Source organism: Cupriavidus sp. 01T418 (genome assembly GCF_056398885.1).
Map to the genome: position 1 here is coordinate 269916 of NZ_JBFTQG010000004.1, position 17857 is coordinate 287772.

At 67.7% G+C, this 17857-nt stretch carries 15 protein-coding genes; 7 read left to right on the plus strand and 8 right to left on the minus strand.

Annotation, left to right across the window (positions count from 1 at the left end; translation table 11 throughout):
• Positions 1-28: 28 nt before the first annotated feature.
• Together AC1DQ3_RS07235 and AC1DQ3_RS07240 are read right to left on the minus strand one after the other, a co-directional pair.
• Positions 29-1345, minus strand: a complete 1317-nt coding sequence (locus AC1DQ3_RS07235; protein ID WP_477119496.1) for a sugar transferase — start codon at positions 1343-1345, stop codon at positions 29-31.
• Complete coding sequence (locus tag AC1DQ3_RS07240; RefSeq protein ID WP_477119497.1) at positions 1342-2511, minus strand: glycosyltransferase family 4 protein; 1170 nt, start codon at positions 2509-2511, stop codon at positions 1342-1344. The genes AC1DQ3_RS07235 and AC1DQ3_RS07240 overlap by 4 nt, the downstream gene beginning before the upstream one ends.
• A gap of 313 nt (positions 2512-2824) precedes the next feature.
• On the opposite strand from AC1DQ3_RS07240, the gene AC1DQ3_RS07245 reads away from it, so the two are divergent.
• From AC1DQ3_RS07245 to AC1DQ3_RS07260, 4 genes are all read left to right on the plus strand, one after another.
• Positions 2825-4210 carry a phosphomannomutase/phosphoglucomutase gene (locus AC1DQ3_RS07245; RefSeq protein WP_477119498.1) on the plus strand — a complete coding sequence of 462 codons (1386 nt, stop codon included), beginning with the start codon at positions 2825-2827 and terminating at the stop codon, positions 4208-4210.
• Positions 4211-4304: 94 nt separating this feature from the next.
• Positions 4305-5327, plus strand: a complete 1023-nt coding sequence (waaC, locus tag AC1DQ3_RS07250; RefSeq protein ID WP_477119499.1) for a lipopolysaccharide heptosyltransferase I — start codon at positions 4305-4307, stop codon at positions 5325-5327.
• Positions 5327-6673 (plus strand): lipid IV(A) 3-deoxy-D-manno-octulosonic acid transferase, encoded by a 1347-nt coding sequence (gene waaA / locus AC1DQ3_RS07255; protein ID WP_477119500.1) that lies wholly within the window; start codon positions 5327-5329, stop codon positions 6671-6673. Before waaC ends, waaA begins: the two co-directional genes overlap by 1 nt.
• Positions 6674-6814: 141 nt before the next feature.
• Positions 6815-7651, plus strand: coding sequence for a DUF4377 domain-containing protein (locus AC1DQ3_RS07260; protein ID WP_477119501.1), 837 nt, complete (start codon positions 6815-6817; stop codon positions 7649-7651).
• A gap of 58 nt (positions 7652-7709) precedes the next feature.
• Here the strand turns inward: AC1DQ3_RS07260 and AC1DQ3_RS07265 are convergent, their stop codons facing one another.
• From AC1DQ3_RS07265 to AC1DQ3_RS07290, 6 genes are all read right to left on the minus strand, one after another.
• The gene (locus AC1DQ3_RS07265) at positions 7710-9206 is read right to left on the minus strand and encodes a TolC family outer membrane protein (protein ID WP_477119502.1); all 1497 of its coding nucleotides are present in this window, start codon (positions 9204-9206) and stop codon (positions 7710-7712) included.
• A 178-nt stretch (positions 9207-9384) separates the two neighbouring features.
• Positions 9385-9708, minus strand: a complete 324-nt coding sequence (locus AC1DQ3_RS07270; RefSeq protein ID WP_477119503.1) for a rhodanese-like domain-containing protein — start codon at positions 9706-9708, stop codon at positions 9385-9387.
• A 14-nt stretch (positions 9709-9722) separates the two neighbouring features.
• The gene (locus AC1DQ3_RS07275; RefSeq protein WP_477119504.1) at positions 9723-10376 is read right to left on the minus strand and encodes a protein-L-isoaspartate O-methyltransferase family protein; all 654 of its coding nucleotides are present in this window, start codon (positions 10374-10376) and stop codon (positions 9723-9725) included.
• 204 nt (positions 10377-10580) lie between these two features.
• Positions 10581-13769 carry an efflux RND transporter permease subunit gene (locus tag AC1DQ3_RS07280; protein ID WP_477119505.1) on the minus strand — a complete coding sequence of 1063 codons (3189 nt, stop codon included), beginning with the start codon at positions 13767-13769 and terminating at the stop codon, positions 10581-10583.
• 12 nt (positions 13770-13781) lie between these two features.
• Complete coding sequence (locus AC1DQ3_RS07285; RefSeq protein WP_477119506.1) at positions 13782-14924, minus strand: efflux RND transporter periplasmic adaptor subunit; 1143 nt, start codon at positions 14922-14924, stop codon at positions 13782-13784.
• Positions 14921-15721, minus strand: a complete 801-nt coding sequence (locus AC1DQ3_RS07290) for a TetR/AcrR family transcriptional regulator (protein WP_477119507.1) — start codon at positions 15719-15721, stop codon at positions 14921-14923. The genes AC1DQ3_RS07285 and AC1DQ3_RS07290 overlap by 4 nt, the downstream gene beginning before the upstream one ends.
• Positions 15722-15921: 200 nt before the next feature.
• On the opposite strand from AC1DQ3_RS07290, the gene AC1DQ3_RS07295 reads away from it, so the two are divergent.
• The 3 genes from AC1DQ3_RS07295 to AC1DQ3_RS07305 all read left to right on the plus strand — a co-directional run bounded on the left by AC1DQ3_RS07295 (position 15922) and on the right by AC1DQ3_RS07305 (position 17848).
• Positions 15922-16206, plus strand: a complete 285-nt coding sequence (locus AC1DQ3_RS07295; protein WP_477119508.1) for a YkgJ family cysteine cluster protein — start codon at positions 15922-15924, stop codon at positions 16204-16206.
• A 28-nt stretch (positions 16207-16234) separates the two neighbouring features.
• On the plus strand, positions 16235-16795 hold the full coding sequence (locus AC1DQ3_RS07300) for a DUF1439 domain-containing protein (RefSeq protein ID WP_477119509.1): 561 nt from the start codon (positions 16235-16237) through the stop codon (positions 16793-16795).
• A gap of 171 nt (positions 16796-16966) precedes the next feature.
• Positions 16967-17848, plus strand: coding sequence for an undecaprenyl-diphosphate phosphatase (locus tag AC1DQ3_RS07305; RefSeq protein ID WP_477119510.1), 882 nt, complete (start codon positions 16967-16969; stop codon positions 17846-17848).
• Positions 17849-17857 lie beyond the last annotated feature (9 nt).

Genomic DNA, 17857 nt, shown 5'->3' on the forward strand with positions numbered 1-17857 from the left:
GGCAGCGCTTCTTGTCGCCCCAGGTCCATCACCGCGCCCCATACCCCGTCAACAATGTCCGCAACGTCTTCAACCCGATCAGCAAGTCCAGCGCAAACGAACAATGCTTGACGTAATACAGGTCGTAGCTGAGCTTGGTCACGGTTTCTTCGTGCGTGCCGACGTAGCCTTGCTGCACCTGCGCCCAGCCCGACAGGCCGGGCCGCACCAGGTGACGGTAGGGGTAGTAGGGGATGGTCTGGGCGAATTCGTCGACCATCGGCACCTGCTCAGGCCGCGGACCGATCAGGCTCATATCGCCCACCAGCACGTTCCACAACTGCGGGATTTCATCGAGCCGGTACTTACGGATGACGCGGCCGACGCGGGTGACGCGCGGATCGCGGCGGGCGGCGAATTGCGCGGGCGCGCCGGCGTCGAATCCCATGCTGCGGAACTTGAACATGGTGAAGGGTTTGCCGAACAGTCCCACCCGCCTCTGGCGGAACAGTGCCGGTCCGGGCGATTCGAGGCGGATCGCGATGGCTGCCGCCACGCCAAGCGGCAGCGCGAACGGCGCCAGGCAGGCCACCGCGGCGAGGTCGATCAGGCGCTTGGCGAAGCTGTAGAAATAGTGGGCGGCGTAGTCATCGAGGAAGTTCTCGTCGATGTGCGCCAGGCCGACGCGGCCGGTCAGCATCTCGCCGATCCGGTCCACTGAATACATGCGCACGTGGCTGAGTTTGAACTGGGCGAGCAGGCGGGTGCGCTCGGGGTCGGCGGTGGCGTTGCGGTCCAGCATCAGGCCGTCGCAATGCACCGCTTCCTCCAGCGAACTGATGGCCTGGAAGCGGGTATGGCTGGCGGGCGCCGCGCCTGGCATGGCGAGGATCTTGTCGAGCTGTGCCAGCGTGGCGGCATCGGTGTAGCCGAATACCGGCACGTAGTTGCGCACGAAGTGCCGGTAGCCGAACCAGATCCAGCCCAGCGTGGTGAGGTAGCCAAGGAGAAGCGCGCCGCGCGAATATTCGAGGTGGAAGGCGGCAAAGCCGAACAGCAGCGCGGCAAAGGGCAGGGTGACCGCCAGCCCGACGAGGCTGTTGCCTTCCATGGCGGGCAGATGCAGCGAGCGGTGCAGCAGCACGAAGGCGAACAGGTAGGGCAGTACCGACCACAGCAGCGTGCGGGTGAAGACGTAGGTGACCAGGCCGGCGTGATGCGCGAATTCGGCCAGCGCGATATTGAGGCCGAACAGGAGCAGGCCGAGCAGCGCCCAGGCCAGCATGCGGCTGGCGCGGCGGATGGTTTCCGAGCCTTGGGCGCGGGGCGGCTGGGTAGGGCGGCCGACGCTGTGCGTCTTGTTCATGATCCTGCTCCTGCTCCAGTGCTGGCCGCTGCACGCGCGGCGCCGGGCCTGCCCGCCAGGGCTTGCTGGTAGATCGCCCAGGTCGCCTCGGCCATCGGTCCCAGGCCGAATTCCTGCGCCCAGCGTGTCCGGGCCGCGTGCCCCAGGCTTGCGCGCAGCGCGGCGTTGCCTGCCAGCCGCGCCAGTGCGGCGGTCCAGGCGTGTTCGTCATGGCCGGCGACCAGCACGCCGCAGGCACCGTCGTCGAGCTGCTCGCGAATACCCGGCAGGTCGCTGGCGACGACCGGCAGCCCCGCGCGCATGGCCTCCAGCACCGAGAGCGGGAAGCCTTCGTGGTCCGATGCCAGCGCGAAGGCCTGCGCCGAAGCCAGCAGGGCGGGGATGTCGCCAACCGCGCCGGCAAACCGTACCCGGCCCGGTGCCATGGTGTCGGCCAGGGTCCGCAGGGCGGCCAACTGCGGGCCCTCGCCGGCCAGCACCAGTTCGCAATCGGGCAGCGCGGCGCGCGCGAAGGCGCGGATCAGCAGGTCGGCGCGCTTGGGCGCGGCCAGGCGCGCCACCATGACGATGCGCCGCAGCGGCGCCCCGGGCGTGGCACGCGCGTTGCTATCGGCAATGCCGTTGCGGATCACGCTGACGCGCGCGGCGGGCATCGGCAAGGCCGCGGCCAGCGCCCGTTCGCCCTGGGCGACGCAGATCAGGCGCGTGGTCAGCGGTGCAAGCAGCCATTCCATCACGCGCGAGACCAGGCGCTGGCGGGCCGGGGCCGCGGCCTTGAAGGCAAAGCCATGCACCGTATAGACGACCGGGACGCCGAGCAGCCAGCCGGCCACGCGGCCCAGGGCGCCGGCCTTGGCGCTGTGGGCGTGGATCAGATCGGGCTGCGTGGCGCGCAGCGCCTGCAGCAGCTCCCTGAGGGTGGCCAGCGCGCGCAGCGGCGACAGCGCATTGTCAAGCAGCGCCAGGCGTACGGTGCGGGCTCCGGCCGCCCGTGCCGTGTCCAGCAGGGGGCCATCGCCGCCGGCCAGCAGCACCGGCTCGATCCTGTCGCGCAGCGCCTGAAGCAGATCGCCGACGTGCGACTGCGCCCCGCCGATCTCGGAGTTTGTGATCAGGTAGGCGATGCGCGGGCGGAACGGGTGGTGTCTGGACGGGGGCGAAGGCACTGGGCAAATCGCAAGGGGGCTAGGGGAACAGGGCCAGGGCAGGTCGGCAGGGCCAAAACGCATCCGGACACCGCTAAATGGCGCTGGCCGGCCAGATGCGTGGCAAGTGACGCGAACCCGCCAAAACCCATCCGGCGTATACGGGCCGCCTCGCCACGCCCTTTTTCGAGCGTAGGCGAACGATTATAACTGGCGTGCCCTTCGCAATCCGGCAAAATACGGGCTTTGATGCATTTGCCCGCCGCGCCGGCTTTGGCCGGAACGGGTGGCCGGCGATGCCGACCGGTTCAACCGCCAATATTCAGGATGACCCATGCAAGCTGATCCTTCCATTTTCAAGGCCTACGATATCCGGGGCATCGTCGGCAAGACGCTGACGCGCGACGTGGCGCGCGCGATCGGCCTGTCCTTCGGTTCGGCCGCCGCCGGGCAGGGCGAGCGCGCCGTGGTGGTAGGGCGCGACGGGCGCCTGTCGGGACCGGACCTGCTGGGCGGCCTGGTCGAAGGCCTGCGCGCCGCGGGCATGGATGTGATCGATCTTGGCATGGTCGCCACGCCGATGGTCTATTTCGGCACCCATGTCGAGCTGGACGGGCGCCGCGCCACCTCGGGCATCATGGTGACCGGAAGCCACAATCCGCCCGACTACAACGGCTTCAAGATGGTGCTGGCCGGCAAGGCGATCTACGGCGAGCAGATCCAGTCGCTGCGCCAGCGCATCGAGGCCGGCCAGTTCGCCAGCGGCGCCGGCGGCTACCAGCAGGTCGACATCCGCCAGCAATACCTGGACCGCATCGTCGGCGACGTCAAGCTGGCGCGCCCGATGAAGATCGCGCTCGATGCCGGCAACGGCGTGGCGGGCGCCTTCGTCGGCGACTTGTTCCGCGCGCTGGGTTGCGAGGTGACGGAGCTGTTCTGCGAGGTGGACGGCAACTTCCCCAACCACCATCCCGATCCCGCCCATGTGGAAAACCTGCAGGACCTGATGCGCTGCCTGAGGGACACGGACTGCGAACTGGGCCTGGCCTTCGATGGCGACGGCGACCGGCTGGGCGTGGTGACCAAGGACGGCGAGGTGATTTTCCCCGACCGCCAGCTGATGCTGTTTGCCGAGGAGATCCTGTCGCGCAATCCCGGCCAGCAGATCATCTACGACGTCAAGTGCACGGGCAAGCTGGCGCCGTGGATCCGCCAGCACGGCGGCGAGCCGCTGATGTGGAAGACTGGCCATTCGCTGGTCAAGGCCAAGCTCAAGGAAACCGGCGCGCCGCTGGCCGGCGAGATGAGCGGCCACGTGTTCTTCAAGGATCGCTGGTACGGTTTCGACGATGGCCTGTACACCGGCGCGCGCCTGCTGGAGATCCTGTCGAAGCACGCCGACCCGAGCGCCGTGCTCAACGCCTTGCCCAACTCCAACTGCACGCCCGAACTGCAGCTCAAGTGCGCCGAGGGAGAGGCCTTCACGCTGCTCGACAAGATCCGCGCCAATGCGAAGTTCGACGGCGCGCGCGAGGTCATCACCATCGACGGCGTGCGCGTGGAGTACGCCGATGGCTTTGGCCTGGCGCGCCCGTCGAACACCACGCCGGTGGTGGTGATGCGTTTCGAGGCCGACAACGATGCCGCCCTGGCACGCATCCAGGCTGAATTCAAACGCGTGATCCTGGCGGAAAAGCCGGACGCGCAACTCCCGTTCTGAACGGATGCCGTTGAATGCGCCCCCGACGGCAGAATCGGGCAAATCGGGCATATCGGACATATCGGGCAAATCCGACATACTGGGCAAATCCTCGATGCCGCATGCGCTGCCCGCGCGGCCGCGCATCCTGGTGGTCAAGGTCTCGTCGCTGGGCGACGTGGTGCATAACATGCCGCTGGTGCACGACCTGCGCGCGCGCTGGCCGGACTGCGAGATCGACTGGGTGGTCGAAGAGGGCTACGTCGATCTCGTGCGCTTGCTGCCGGCAGTACGGCGGGTGATCCCGTTCGCCTTGCGCCGCTGGCGCAAGCACTTCTACCAGGCGGCTACCTGGCGGGAGATCGGCGCGTTCAGGCGCGCCTTGCGCGAGGATGCCTATGACGCCGTGATCGAGACGCAGGGCTTGCTCAAGACCGCCGTGGTGGCCCGCGTGGCCGGCCGGCGCGCCGGCGCGCCGGTGATCGGGCTGGCCAACGCCACCCAGGGCTCCGGCTACGAGCCGGCCGCGCGGCTCTTCTATACCGAGCCGGTGACGGTGCCGCGCCAGACCCATTCGGTACGGCGCTCACGCCTGCTGGGCGCGGCCCTGACGGGGGGCGCTGCGCCCGAGCCGCCGCAATTCTTCGGTCCCGGTGCGCGCACGCTGCATGCCGGCGACCCGCTATGGGCCGGCCTGCCGGCGCGCTTTGCAGTGTGTTTCCACGCCACCGCTGGCGCGAAGAAGAAATGGCCGCTGGCCAGCTGGCACGACCTCGGCCGGCGCCTGGCGGACGAAGGCCTGACCATGCTGCTGCCCTGGGGCAACGAGGCAGAGCGGCGCGCGGCGCAAGAGATCGCCGCCGGCGTGCCGCAGGCGCAGGTGCTGCCGCGCTTCAGCGTCATGCAGGGTTTCGGCCTGATCAACCGCGCCGAAGTGGTGATCGGGGTCGATACGGGTTTGGTCCACATCGCCGCGGCGCTGTGCCGGCCGACCGTGGAGATCTATACCGCCACCTGGCGCTGGAAGACGGAAGGCTACTGGTCCGATCGCATCGCCAATGTGGGCGATGACGGCGTGGTGCCGACGGTCGATGAAGTCTACGCCGCCGCCCGGCGCGTGCGCGGGCAGGGGATCTGATGCTGCGCGTCCTGTATAACCTGCTCTGGCTGCTCGCGCTGCCCGTGGCGCTGCTGCGCCTGGTCTGGCGCGCGCGCAAGGAACCCGGCTATGTGCAGCACGTGGGCGAGCGCCTTGGCCTCTATGGCAAGCTGCCGGCCGCCGGGCCCTGGCTGTGGGTCCACGCCGTGTCGGTGGGCGAGACCCGCGCCGCGCAGCCGCTGATCGACGCGCTGCTGGCGCACTATCCGTCGCATCGCATCCTGCTCACGCATATGACGCCCACCGGGCGCCAGACTGGTGCCCAGTTGTACGGTGGGCAGCCGCGTGTGATGCAATGCTACCTGCCCTATGACCTGCCCTGGCTGGTGCGCCGGTTCCTGCACTATTTCCGCCCGGCCGCGGGCATGCTGATGGAAACCGAGGTATGGCCCAGCCTGGTGCGCGGTGCCCGCCTGGCAGGCGTGCCGCTGTTGCTGGTCAATGCCAGGCTGTCGCCGCGCAGCTTCCGCCGCACCGCGCGCTTTGGCAGGGCTGCGACGGCGATGTACGGCGATTTCACCGCGGTGCTGGCGCAGACCCAGGGCGATGCCGAACGCTTTCGCGCGCTGGGGCTGCCCTCGGTGCAGGTGACCGGCAATCTCAAGTTCGACATGCAGCTGTCCGAGGATGGCCTGCGCCGGGGCCGGGTATTGCGCCAGGGCTTCGGCGCGCGCGCCGTGTTCGCCGCCACCAGCACGCGCGAAGGCGAGGAAGCGCTGCTGCTCGAGGCGTTCGCGCGCTGGCAGTCCCTGGCTGGCGCGGTGCCGCGCCCGGCCTTGCTGCTTGTGCCGCGCCATCCCCAGCGTTTCGATGAAGTGGCCGCGCTGGTCACGCGTGCGGGTTTCACGCTGCAGCGCCGCAGCGCGCTTGGCGATCCTGCCGGATGGGAGCAGGCGGGGCTGTCGGAGCCGTCGGAGCCGGTCATGGCGGATGTATTGCTGGGCGATTCGATGGGCGAGATGGCGATGTACTTCGCCGCCGCGGATATCGCCTTTATCGGCGGCAGCCTGCTGCCGCTGGGCGGCCAGAACCTGATCGAGGCATGCGCGGCCGGCACGCCGGTATTGATCGGGCCGCATACCTTCAACTTTGCCCAGGCAACCGAAGATGCCATCGCTGCCGGCGCCTGCCAGCGCGTGGCGGATGCGCACGCGCTGATGCGCGCGGCCGCCACGATACTGGGCGATGCGCCAGGGCTGGCCGCCATGCGCGGCAATGCCCGCGAATTCGCCGTGCTTCACCGGGGGGCTACCGGGCGGACCGTGGCAGTGCTGGCTGGCGTGCTCGACAAGGCACGTCAGGTGCCGCTGCGGCTGATCTTGTAGGCCAGCGCCCGATGGGCTACGTGCCCACGGTTCGCTAAACTGTCCGCCGTGTGGGCACGACTCGCCGCCTGCCGGGCTGCGGGTCGCCGCCGAGCGGCGCGGGCCGATCAGGCCGCGCGCCCCCTACCAGGAGCTTTTCAGATGCAGACATCCATTCGTCGTTCACCCGGCGTTCTGGCTGCGCGCGCCGCGGCAACCATACTCCTTGCCGCTGCCCTGGGCGCGTGCACCACCTCGCCCGCGCCGGATTCGCCCGGTGCCGGGGCCAGCCTGAACCAGGCGCAGACCGGCGGCCCCAGCCGTTGGGAGCTGGTGCGCTGGCAGCAGGCCGACGGCACGCTCAAGCCCATCCCGCATGGCGACAACGGCGAGCCGATCATTTTTGAATTCAATAGCGGCATCGATTCGGCGCAAGGCACCGTCAGCGGCTACAGCGGCTGCAATCGCTTTACCGGCGGCTACGGCAAGACGGCGACCGGCATGCGCTTCGACAAGCTGGCCGGCACGCGCATGGCTTGCGAGCCGCCGCGCGGCGAACTGGAGGGGGCGCTGCTCACGGCCATGCAGTCGCCGTTCACCACCGTCGGCACGCAGCCGTCGGCCGGGTCGACGGGACGCCAGATCATCTGGAAGACCGCCGACGGCGACCTGCTGCAATTCGTCGAGCGCGAAGGCGTGGGCGCGCGCGGCGCGAAGACGGATGCGCAGGCGGCGGCCGGTGGCGTGGAGAAGATCGTGTACGTGGATTCGCAGCGGGTGGAGTGCTCGGGCATGGGCCGGCATACCTGCTATCGCGTGCGCGACAATCCCAATGCGCCATGGACGCTCTGGTATGGCCCGATCGAGGGACTGGATTTCGAGCCGGGCATCGCCTACACCTTGCGTGTGCGCGAGACCCGGGTGGAGAACCCGCCGGCGGACGCTTCGGCCATCCGGTGGCAGTTGCTGAGCGTGGAGTCCCGAACACGGGTCAACTGAGGGGCCAACTGAGCACGGCGCGGTCACCGGTCTGCCGGTAACCGTCCGGTAGTCACATTCAGCTGCGCGGCGCGGGCGCGCCGGCGATGGCTTCCTTGCGTGTGACGCGGCGCTTCCCCGCCGGCGTACCCGTCGTCGCCGCCGCCGATGCCGTGCCGGGCTTGACCTTGTCCGGCAGCATGTACATCGTGCCCGGTGCCGAGGTCAGCAGCGTATTGATCTGCACGACATCTTCCTCGGTCAGCGCGCCCGTCGCCGCCTTGAGACGCAGCCCGCTCATGATGGTGTCGTAGCGCGCCTTGGACAGGTCGCGGCGGGTGGAGAACAGCTGCGCTTCGGCGTTCAGCACGTCGATATTGATGCGCAYGCCCACTTCATAACCGAGCTGGTTGGATTCCACCGCGCTCTGCGCCGAATGCTCGGCGGCTTCCAGCGCCTTGACCTGGGCCAGGCCATTGGACACGCCCGAGTAGGTCTGCCGCGCGTTCTGGGCGGCGGTGCGGCGGGCGAACTCGAGGTCGCTGGCGGCCTTGTCGGCCAGCGCGGAGGTTTCGCGCACGCGCGACTGGATCGCGCCGCCGGCGTAGATCGGCACGCTCAGCTGCACGCCGATCTGGGCGCTGTTGTAGCGGCTGGAGATATTGACCTGCTGCGTGGCATTGCCGGTGGCGTTGACGAAGCCATAGGACGCCACGAGGTCGACCGAGGGCAGGTGGGCGGCACGCGCCTTGTTGTACTCGCGCTGGGCGGTGTCGAGGTTGTAGCGGGCCAGGCCCACTTGCGGGTTGGTGTTCTCGGCCTGGCTGGCCCAGGCGTTCACATCGGCCGGCTGCGGACCCGGGAGCGTGGCGGCGGCGCGCAATCCCGGCAGTTCGTCGACCGGCTTGCTGGTGATCTGCTGCAGGTTGGCGCGCCGGATTTCGAGGTCGCTCCGCGCCGCGATCTCGGTGGAGATGGCGAGGTCGTAGCGGGCCTGCGCGTCGTTGGCATCGGTGATGGTGGCGGTGCCGACCTCGAAATTGCGCTTGGCCTGCGCGAGTTGCTCGCCGATGGCTTTCTTCTGCGCACCGGCCAGGTAGAGGTTGTCCTGCGCGGACAGCACGTCGAAGTAGGCCTGCGAGGTGCGGGTGATCAGGTCGAGTTGCGCCTGGCTGAAGGTGACCTCGCCGGCCAGCGCCGCCAGTTCGCCCTGCTTGTAGGTTTCCCAGCGATCCCAGCGGAACAGCGGCTGGACCAGTTGCAGCGCCCAGTTATTGTTGTTGAGAAAGCGGTCCGCCACGAACGGCGCCGTCTGGTCCACGTTGGTGCGCGTGGCGCCGAGCGTGCCGCTGACCTGCGGCAGCAGGCCGGAGCGTCCCTGCGGCAGCTTTTCCTGGCTGGCAGCCAGTTGCGCGCGCGCGCTGGCGAACTGGGCGTCGTTGGCCTGCGCGTCGCGGTAGACCTGGAGCAGGTCGGCCCCATGCGCGGCCGGCAGATGCAGCAGCGCAAGCAGGGAACCCGTCAGTGCCAGGCGCGTCCTGGGCACGCCCCGCGCAGGGAAAAGCGCAAACCTCATGACATCTCCAGTCTGCCGGGCACCGGGCGCGCGGCTAGCGTTTCTAACGATCAGCGTTCTAGGGAATTGGCGCCGCGGGAAGCCGGCGCCTTGGGATTGATGCTGGTGGTGCTGGTGGTGCGATCGATGCGGGTAGTGCTGGTGGTACTGGTGGTACTGGCGGTACCGGTGGTGGTGCTCAGTACTTCGGCATCGCCGGGTCGACCTGCTCGGCCCAGGCGTGCACGCCGCCGGTCAGGTTGTAGACCTTGGCAAAGCCCTGTCGCTCGAGGAAACTGGCCACCTGCATGCTGCGCGCGCCGTGATGGCAGATGCAGACGATGTCGGCGTCCTCGTCGATCTCGGCGGCGCGCGCCGGGATCTGGCCCATCGGGATATGGGTGATGCCGGGCATGGCGCAGGTCTGCACCTCCCAGCCTTCGCGTACATCGAGCAGCACCGGGTGCGTGCGGCCGCTATCGGCCAGCCATTGCGCGAGTTCGGGGGCGTTGATCAACTGCATGTCCTGTTTCCCGCTTAGAAGTGGAAGCGCGAAGGCTGCTCGACGCCCATCAGCGGCGTGACGGCAGTCTCGAACAGGTTGACGGTCTTGTACTCGGTCTCGCTGACGCGCGTGATGAGCTGGGCTTCCATCGCCGGCAGGGTGCCGACGAAGGCGGCGATGCGCCCGCCGACCTTGATTTGCGACAGGATGGCCGCCGGCACCGAGGGCAGGGCGCCGGAGATGCAGATCACGTCGTAGGGCGCGCTGGCGGCCCAGCCGGCGGCGGCATTGCCTTCGGCCACGTCGACATTGGCCACGCCGGCTTCGGCCAGGTTCTTGCGGGCCAGCGCGGCCAGTTCCGGCAGGATGTCCACGGTCAGGACGTGGCGCGCGCGGTGGGCCAGCAGGGCCGCCATGTAGCCGGAGCCGGCGCCGATTTCCAGGACCTGTTCGTGCTTGCGCACGGCCAGGTCCTGCAGGATGCGGGCTTCCACGCGCGGGGCCAGCATGTTCTGGCCGCCCGGCAGCGGGATTTCCATGTCGACGAAGGCCAGCGCGGCATACGCCGGCGGCACGAACTGTTCCCGCTTGACCACCGCCAGCAGGTCCAGGATTTCCTGATCCAGCACATCCCACGGGCGGATTTGCTGTTCGATCATATTGAATCGGGCTTTCTCGAGATCCATCTTGCCATTCCTTCCAATGCCAACCGCTAATCGGTTCTGAGTTCCGGCCGCGCAGTGCCAGGGGCCGGGGAAATCCGTCAAACCTGACATTTTAACCTCTCGCCAAGGCAGTTGCCGAAGCGCGTGGCCCCCGGTGTGGCCTGCATGCCGCACTCCGGTCCGGGCGACGGCATTCCGGGTATCCGCCCGCGTTTTCCCATGACCTCATTCCGCGCTCGCCGGCCCGTGCGCGGGCGCATTGCCCGCTTCATTGCCCGCTTCCTTGCCGCGCCACAGCCGGCCCAGCCAGGCGCTGAAATCGTCAAGATACGCATAGATCACCGGCACCACTACCAGGGTCAGGATCGACGAGGTGATGATGCCGCCGAGCACCGTCTGGCCCATCGGCGCGCGCTGCTCGGCGCCTTCCCCCAGGCTGAACGCAAGCGGCACCATGCCGAAGATCATGGCCAGCGTGGTCATCAGGATCGGCCGCAGCCGCACGCGCGCGGCCGCCACCAGCGCAGCGTCGCGCGACATCGGCGGCTGGCCGTCGGCGCCGCGCCTGGCCTGGTTGGCGAAGTCGATCAGCAGGATGGCGTTCTTGGTCACCAGCCCCATCAGCATGATGAAGCCGATGATGGAGAACATGTTCAGCGTGGAGCGGAACAGCAGCAGCGCCGCGAACACGCCGATCAGCGTGAGCGGCAGCGAACTCATGATGGCGAGGGGCTGGAAGAAGCTGGCGAACTGCGAGGCCAGGATCATGTAGATGAAGATCACCGCCAGCGCCAGCGCCGACACCGCGAAGCCGAACGATTCGTTCATCGACTTGGTGGAGCCGCCGAAGCGGTATTTGTAGCCCGCCGGCCAGTTCATGCCATCCAGCGCCGCCTTGACCTCGCGCGCCACCTCGCCCTGCGAGCGCCCCGCGGTATTGGCGGTCAGCTCCACTTCGCGGCTGAGGTCGCGCCGGCTGATCTGGTTGGCGCCGGTGGTGGGCACCAGCTCGGCGATCTGGCGCAGCGGCACCATGCGCGGCGAGCCGTCGGGATTGGCCTGGCTGCTGGCGATCATCAGCGCGCTGAGGTCGGCCATGCCGGTGCGCGCGTCCTTGGGCAGGCGCACGCGCACGTCGTAGTTCTGGTCATCGGGAGCGCGCCAGGAACTGATGGCGTCGCCGGCCAGCAGCGGGCGCAGCGCATTGCCGATCTGCACGATGCCCACGCCCAGGTCGGACGCCAGCTCGCGGCGGATGCGCACCTCCACCGTGGGGCGGTCGTCCTTCATGCTGGAGTCGAGGTCGGTCAGGCCGCGCACGGCGGCCATGCGCCGGCTGGCCTCCACCGACAGGCGCCGCAGCGTTTCCAGGTCGTCGCCCTGAATCGATACCTGCAGCGCCTTCTGCCCGCCGGCGCCGTCCGGCATGCCGACCATGGTCAGCGTGATGCCGGCGATGCCCGCCAGCCGCTCGCGGATCATCGGGTTGAGCTTCGCGGTGGTGAGCTTGCGCGCGCGGCGCTCGGTCAGGCGCACCGAGACCAGCGCGTTATTGCGCCCGGAGGTATTGCCCGAGTTGATGGTGGCGTAGGTGTAGGCCACTTCGGGGAAGGCCTTGAGCGCGGCTTCCACCTGCCTGGCCTTGGCTTCGGTGACGGCGAGCGAGGTGCCCACCGGCGTGGTGAAACCCACCTGCGTTTCGCCCAGGTCGGCGGCGGGCACGAACTCGGTGCCGATCAGCGGCACCAGCGCGAAGCTGCCGAAGAAGGTCGCCGCGGCAAGCAGGGCCGTGGCCAGCCGGTGCCTGAGCGCCCAGGCCAGCATCGCCCCGTAGCCATGGCCGAGCGCGTCCATGCGTGCCGAGAACCAGTCGAGCATGCGGCCCACGGTACGGCCGTACAGGCTCTTCTTGTTGCCGGTGCCGTGCAGGTCCGGGTCATGCCAGACCGAGGACAGCATCGGGTCCAGCGTGAAGGAGACGAACATGGAGATCAGCACCGCCGCCACCACGGTCACGCCGAACTGGTGGAAGAAGCGGCCGATGATGCCGCCCATGAAGCCCACCGGCAGGAACACCGCCACGATGGAGAAGGTGGTGGCCAGCACCGCCAGCCCGATCTCGTTGGTGCCGTCGAGCGCCGCCGTGCGGTGGTCCTTGCCCAACAGGTTGTGGCGCACGATGTTTTCGCGCACCACGATGGCATCGTCGATCAGCAGGCCCACGCACAGCGACAGCGCCATCAGCGTGATCACGTTGAGCGTGAAGCCAAACATATACATCACGCCGAAGGTGCCGATCAGCGCGATCGGCAAGGTCAGCCCCGTGATCACCGTGCTGCGCCAGGAGCCGAGGAACAGGAAGACGATGGCCACCGTCAGGAAGGCGCCTTCGAGCAGGGTGGAGCGGACTTCCCGGACGCTGCTGCGGATGCCGCGCGCGGCGTCGTTGACCACGGTGAGCTGCACGTCCGCCGGCACCAGCTTGCGCACCTCGTCGGTCATCTTGACCAGGCCGTCGACGGTATCCACCGTGTTCTGGCCCTGTGCCTTCACCACCGCCAGGAACAGCGCGCGCTTGCCGTCCAGCATGGCCAGGCTTTCCTGCTCCTCCTCGCCGTCGCGCACGTCGGCCAGCTGATCCAGCGTGACTGGCTGGCCGGCGCGGCGTGCGACGATGATGTGGCGGAAGTCGTCCGGCGAGATCATGCGGCCCTTGATCTGCACCACGGTCTCGGTGGACGTCGAGCGCAATTCGCCGGCGGGCAGTTCCTGGTTCTCGTTGCGGATGGCGTCCATGACCTGGTTCACGCCGATGCCCAGCGCTTCCAGCTGCCTGGGGCGGATGCGGATTTCCACCTCGCGCTTGGTGCCACCGACGAGGTTGATGGTGCCCACGCCGCGCACGGTTTCCAGCCGCTTGCGCACGATCTGGTCGGCGATGGTGGTCAGCTCGCGCTGCGTGCGCTCGGCGCCTGGTGCGTTCGATACGGAGAGGTAGAACACCGGCGCCTCGGACGGGTCGTAGCGCAGCACGCGCGGGTCTTTCACCTCGTCGCGGAACTGCGGGCGGATCAGCGCGATCTTGTCGCGCACGTCCTGCGCGGCTTGGCCCACGTCGACGGAGAGATCGAACTTGATCACCACCACCGAGGTGCCCTGGTAGGAGTGCGAGAAGATCTCGTCGATGCCGGAAATGGTGTTGACGATCTCCTCGATCTTGCGCGTGACGTCGTGCTCTACCGATTCCGGCGCGGCGTCGGGATACTCGGTCTGCACCACCACGATCGGGAAGGTGATGTCCGGAAACTGGTCGACCGGCAGGCGCTGGTATGAGAACAGGCCGATCACGATGAAGGCCATCATCATCATGGTGGCCAGCACCGGGTTATGGATCGACAGGCGGGTGAACCACATGGGCGGGGGCTCCTACGCCTTGACCAGCTTGACGCGACTGCCCGCGCGGAAGGTGCCGAGGTTGTTGCGAATCACCTTGGCGCCGGCGGCCAGGCCGCTGGTGATTTCCACCACCCCGCTTTCATCGTCGCGGATGCCCAGCTTGACCTGGCGTTCGGCCAGCGTGTCGTTCTCCACGCTATAGACGAAGGCACGCTCGCCGTCGCTGCGTACCGCCGTGGCCGGCACCGCCACCACCCCGGCATGTTTGCCGAGCACCAGCGAGCCCTGGGCGAACATGCCCGCGCGCAGCCGCGCGTCCGGGTTATCGACCTGCACATAGACCATGATGCTGCGCGTGCCCGGGCTGGCCGCGGGGTTGATGCGCACCAGCCTGCCCTCGAAGCGGCCGCTGCCTTCGACTTCGAGCTGCACGGTCTGGCCGATGGCGGCGCGCGCCACGTCGGCCATCGGGATCGGCGCCTCCAGTTCCAGCGCGCGCAGGTCCACCACGTCGATCAGGCGGGTGTCGGGCGAGACTTTCTCGCCCGGCTGCACCGCGCGCGCGGCCACCAGGCCGTCCAGCGGGGATTTGACGATCGTGTCGGCGAGGGCTTTCTGTGCCACTTCCAGGCCACCCTGGGCCGCATCGAGGTTGGCGCGCGCCACGTCCAGGTTGCTCTGGAAGTTGTCGAAGGCGGTCTTGGAGATAAAGCCCTTGGCCACCAGTTCGCGGTTGCGCGCGAAGGTCTGCTTCGAATTCTCATACTGGCCGCGCGCCGCCAGCATCTGCCCGCGCGCCTGCGCCACCTTGGCCTGGTATTCGGTCGCATCGATATGCACGATGACCTGGCCGGCACGCACGGCTTCACCCTCGCGCACCAGCACCTGCTGCACCTCGCCCGAGACCTTGGCCTTGACCGAGGCCTGGTTCAGCGCCCGCAATCCGCCGGACAGCGGCAGCGAAACGCGCAGGTCCTGCGTGGTGGCATCGACCAGGTCGGACTGCAGGAATTCCACCAGGCCGGGAGCAGCGGCTCCCTGCGCCGTGGCTTGCGCCGGGGCCGCGGCTGGCTTGCCGCTGCCCGACTTGCGGACCGCGGCGGCGGCGCTCAGCACGGCGATGGCGGCAATCGTAGCAAGCGCAGCAATCAGGATCTTCTTGCGTCGGGTCATGCGGTCTCCGGCGGCCGCGCCGGGGGATCCCGCGCGTCCTGCTGCCCCCGCGCGTGCGCAAGGGCTTGTTGTTCTTGTTGTTCTTGCTGTATCTGCTCCCAGATATAGGGGCCGGCCTGGGGTGGCAACGGCGTATCGCGTGCCGCGCCGGTAGTCAGGCCGAACAGCAGCATTTGCAGCAGGTTGTCGAGGAACGCCTCGGGGTCGATCTCGATGCACGACGTGGCGCTGAACGCGCGCTGCCACAGCATCAGGAACATCAGCGGCGCGCAGATCAGCGTGGTGGTCGGGTTGGCCGGGGTTTCCCGAAACTCCCCGCGCTCCACGCCGCGCTTGAGCACACGCGCGAACAGCGCATCGGCCGGCAACACCACCTCCTCATGGTAGAACTGCGCGATGTCAGGGAAATGGCTGGATTCGGCCATGATCAGCTTGGTCAGGCCGGCTACCGGCGTGGCCCCGATCAGGCCCCACCAGCCGCGCAGCAGTTCCCGGAGCAACTCCGGTGTCGAGCCCTGGTAGTTTTCCACCAGATCGGTGCCCCTGGTCAGGGTCGGCACCAGGTTCTCGCGCACCACGGTCTTGAACAGCTCTTCCTTATTGGCGAAATACAGATACACCGTGCCCTTGGACACGCCCGCCGCGGCGGCAACATCCTCCAGCCGCGTGGCCGCATAGCCGCGCTGCACGAAAAGCTCGAGCGCGGCTGCCACGAGTTCGTGCGGACGCGCAGCCTTGCGGCGAGCCCAGCGTTTGGTGTTTGCCGCTTCCTGATTCTGGTCTGGGGACTTTTTCACTGGGTCGCTGCGCACCTCTGCAGGGGCGTTCCGCGAGAATTGCCGATAAATAACTCTTGGGTCAGTAATGTAGTGGAGGCGATTCCGGCGGTCAAGCGTTGGCAGCACATGGCGCCGCCGGGGTCAAAGCGCGGGGGAGGGGGCACGCCTTGGGGCACAATACGAAGTTGCCGGGCGATGCCTGCGCCTGAAACTTTGCCATGACCCATCAGTCTGAACTCTCCTGCCGGCCCGATTGTGGCGCTTGTTGCACCGCCCCCTCGATCACATCGCCGATTCCCGGCATGCCCAATGGCAAACCGGCCGGCGTAGCCTGCGTGCAGTTGCTGCCCGACCGGCGCTGCGCGATTTTCGGCGAGCCCACACGTCCGGCGTTTTGCGCCGGGCTGAAGCCTGCCGCCGATATGTGCGGCGATTCGCGCGTGCATGCACTGGCATGGCTGTCGCGACTTGAAGCCGCCACAGCGCCCGGCCACGCCGGCTAAATCCGCAAGGAACACAAGGAACAAGCAGATGCGCAAGATGACTCGCCGGCGCTGGCTGGCAGCAAGCGGTGCCGCCGCGCTCGTCGCCGGGCTGGCCGCCTGCGGCATGATCGGCAACGACTACACCTTCTCGCAAAGCCAGTTGCAATCGGCCCTGGAGCGCAAGTTTCCGTTCAGCAAGCGCTATATGGAGCTGTTCGATATCCAGCTCGCCAACCCCCAGCTCACGCTCGATCCGGGCCGTAACCGCGTCAACGTGCAGTTCGACGCAACGCTGGACAACCGCCTGTTCTTCCGCCAGCCGCTGACCGGGCGCTTCGCGCTGGACAGCGGCCTGCGCTACGACCCGGCCAGCCGCGCGGTCGTGCTGCAGGACCCGCAGGTCCAGCAGTTCGACGTCGCCGGCTTGCCGCCACAGTTCGCGCGCCAGCTCAATGCGCTCGGCGGCATTCTTGCGGAGCAGTTGCTGCAGGGCTACCCGCTCTATACTTTCCGCCCCGACGAACTGCGCATTGCCGGCGCCAGCGTCGAGCCCGGTACAATCACCGTTTTGCCCAACGGGATCAACGTCAAGATCAATCGGCCGTAAAGGTTGCTGGGTAGTTGGGCAGGCGGCGCGCCGCGCGCGAGCCCGGTGCCTTTGCACACGGCAGTGTCATGCTGGTGGTCGATAGTTGTGCTTCCTTGTGTTTGAGACCGTTCGCGTGTTCGTTTCCTTTTCCTCGCCTCTCCTTCGTTTTCCTTCGCTCTCCCAATAAGAATGGATATTGCTCTCGCCTTGAAAGCCGTGATCCTCGGCATCGTCGAAGGACTGACCGAGTTCCTGCCTATCTCCAGCACCGGCCACCTGATCCTGGCCGGCCAGTTGCTCGACTTCAACGATGAAAAGGGCAAGATCTTCGAGATCGTGATCCAGTTCGGCGCCATCCTGGCGGTGTGCTGGGAATTCCGCCACCGTATCGCCACCGTGGTGAGCGGCCTCGCCACCGATGAAAAAGCCCGGCGCTTCACCGTCAACGTCATCGTCGCCACCTTGCCGGCGATCGTGCTTGCGCTGGTGTTTGGCAAATGGATCAAGGCTCACTTGTTCAACCCGATTACCGTGGCAACCGCGTTTATCGTCGGCGGGGTGGTGATCCTGTTGGCCGAGTGGCGTGAAAGCCATCGCGGCCGGGTATCCCACCCGCAAGGCAATGCCTTGCTGAAGGCTGCCCAGGCCGGCGCGCCGCGCATCGAATCGGTCGACGACCTGCACTGGCGCGATGCGATCAAGGTCGGGCTGGCACAGTGCTTCGCCCTGATCCCTGGCACGTCGCGTTCCGGCGCGACCATCATCGGCGGCATGCTGTTCGGCCTGTCGCGCCAGGTGGCGACCGAGTTCTCCTTCTTCCTGGCTATCCCGGTGATCTTCGGTGCCACTGTGTACGAGCTGTACAAGTCGCGCGCGCTGCTGTCCGCCGACGACCTTGGCATCTTCGGCATCGGTTTCGTCTTCGCTTTCCTGTCCGCCTTCCTGTGCGTGCGCTGGCTGTTGCGCTTTGTCGCCACGCATGACTTCAAGCCGTTCGCCTGGTACCGCATCGTCTTCGGCATCATCGTGCTGGCGACGGCTTACTCCGGTCTGATTGCCTGGCACGCCTGATACCTGATC

Bases quoted from the DNA above. Each gene is read 5' to 3' on its own strand.
- AC1DQ3_RS07235 (WP_477119496.1), bottom strand. From the start codon at position 1,345: ATGAACAAGACGCACAGCGTCGGCCGCCCTACCCAGCCGCCCCGCGCC.
- AC1DQ3_RS07245 (WP_477119498.1), top strand. From the start codon at position 2,825: ATGCAAGCTGATCCTTCCATTTTCAAGGCCTACGATATCCGGGGCATC.
- waaC (WP_477119499.1), top strand. From the start codon at position 4,305: ATGCCGCATGCGCTGCCCGCGCGGCCGCGCATCCTGGTGGTCAAGGTC.
- waaA (WP_477119500.1), top strand. From the start codon at position 5,327: ATGCTGCGCGTCCTGTATAACCTGCTCTGGCTGCTCGCGCTGCCCGTG.
- AC1DQ3_RS07260 (WP_477119501.1), top strand. From the start codon at position 6,815: ATGCAGACATCCATTCGTCGTTCACCCGGCGTTCTGGCTGCGCGCGCC.
- AC1DQ3_RS07270 (WP_477119503.1), bottom strand. From the start codon at position 9,708: ATGCAGTTGATCAACGCCCCCGAACTCGCGCAATGGCTGGCCGATAGC.
- AC1DQ3_RS07275 (WP_477119504.1), bottom strand. From the start codon at position 10,376: ATGGATCTCGAGAAAGCCCGATTCAATATGATCGAACAGCAAATCCGC.
- AC1DQ3_RS07280 (WP_477119505.1), bottom strand. From the start codon at position 13,769: ATGTGGTTCACCCGCCTGTCGATCCATAACCCGGTGCTGGCCACCATG.
- AC1DQ3_RS07285 (WP_477119506.1), bottom strand. From the start codon at position 14,924: ATGACCCGACGCAAGAAGATCCTGATTGCTGCGCTTGCTACGATTGCC.
- AC1DQ3_RS07295 (WP_477119508.1), top strand. From the start codon at position 15,922: ATGACCCATCAGTCTGAACTCTCCTGCCGGCCCGATTGTGGCGCTTGT.
- AC1DQ3_RS07300 (WP_477119509.1), top strand. From the start codon at position 16,235: ATGCGCAAGATGACTCGCCGGCGCTGGCTGGCAGCAAGCGGTGCCGCC.
- AC1DQ3_RS07305 (WP_477119510.1), top strand. From the start codon at position 16,967: ATGGATATTGCTCTCGCCTTGAAAGCCGTGATCCTCGGCATCGTCGAA.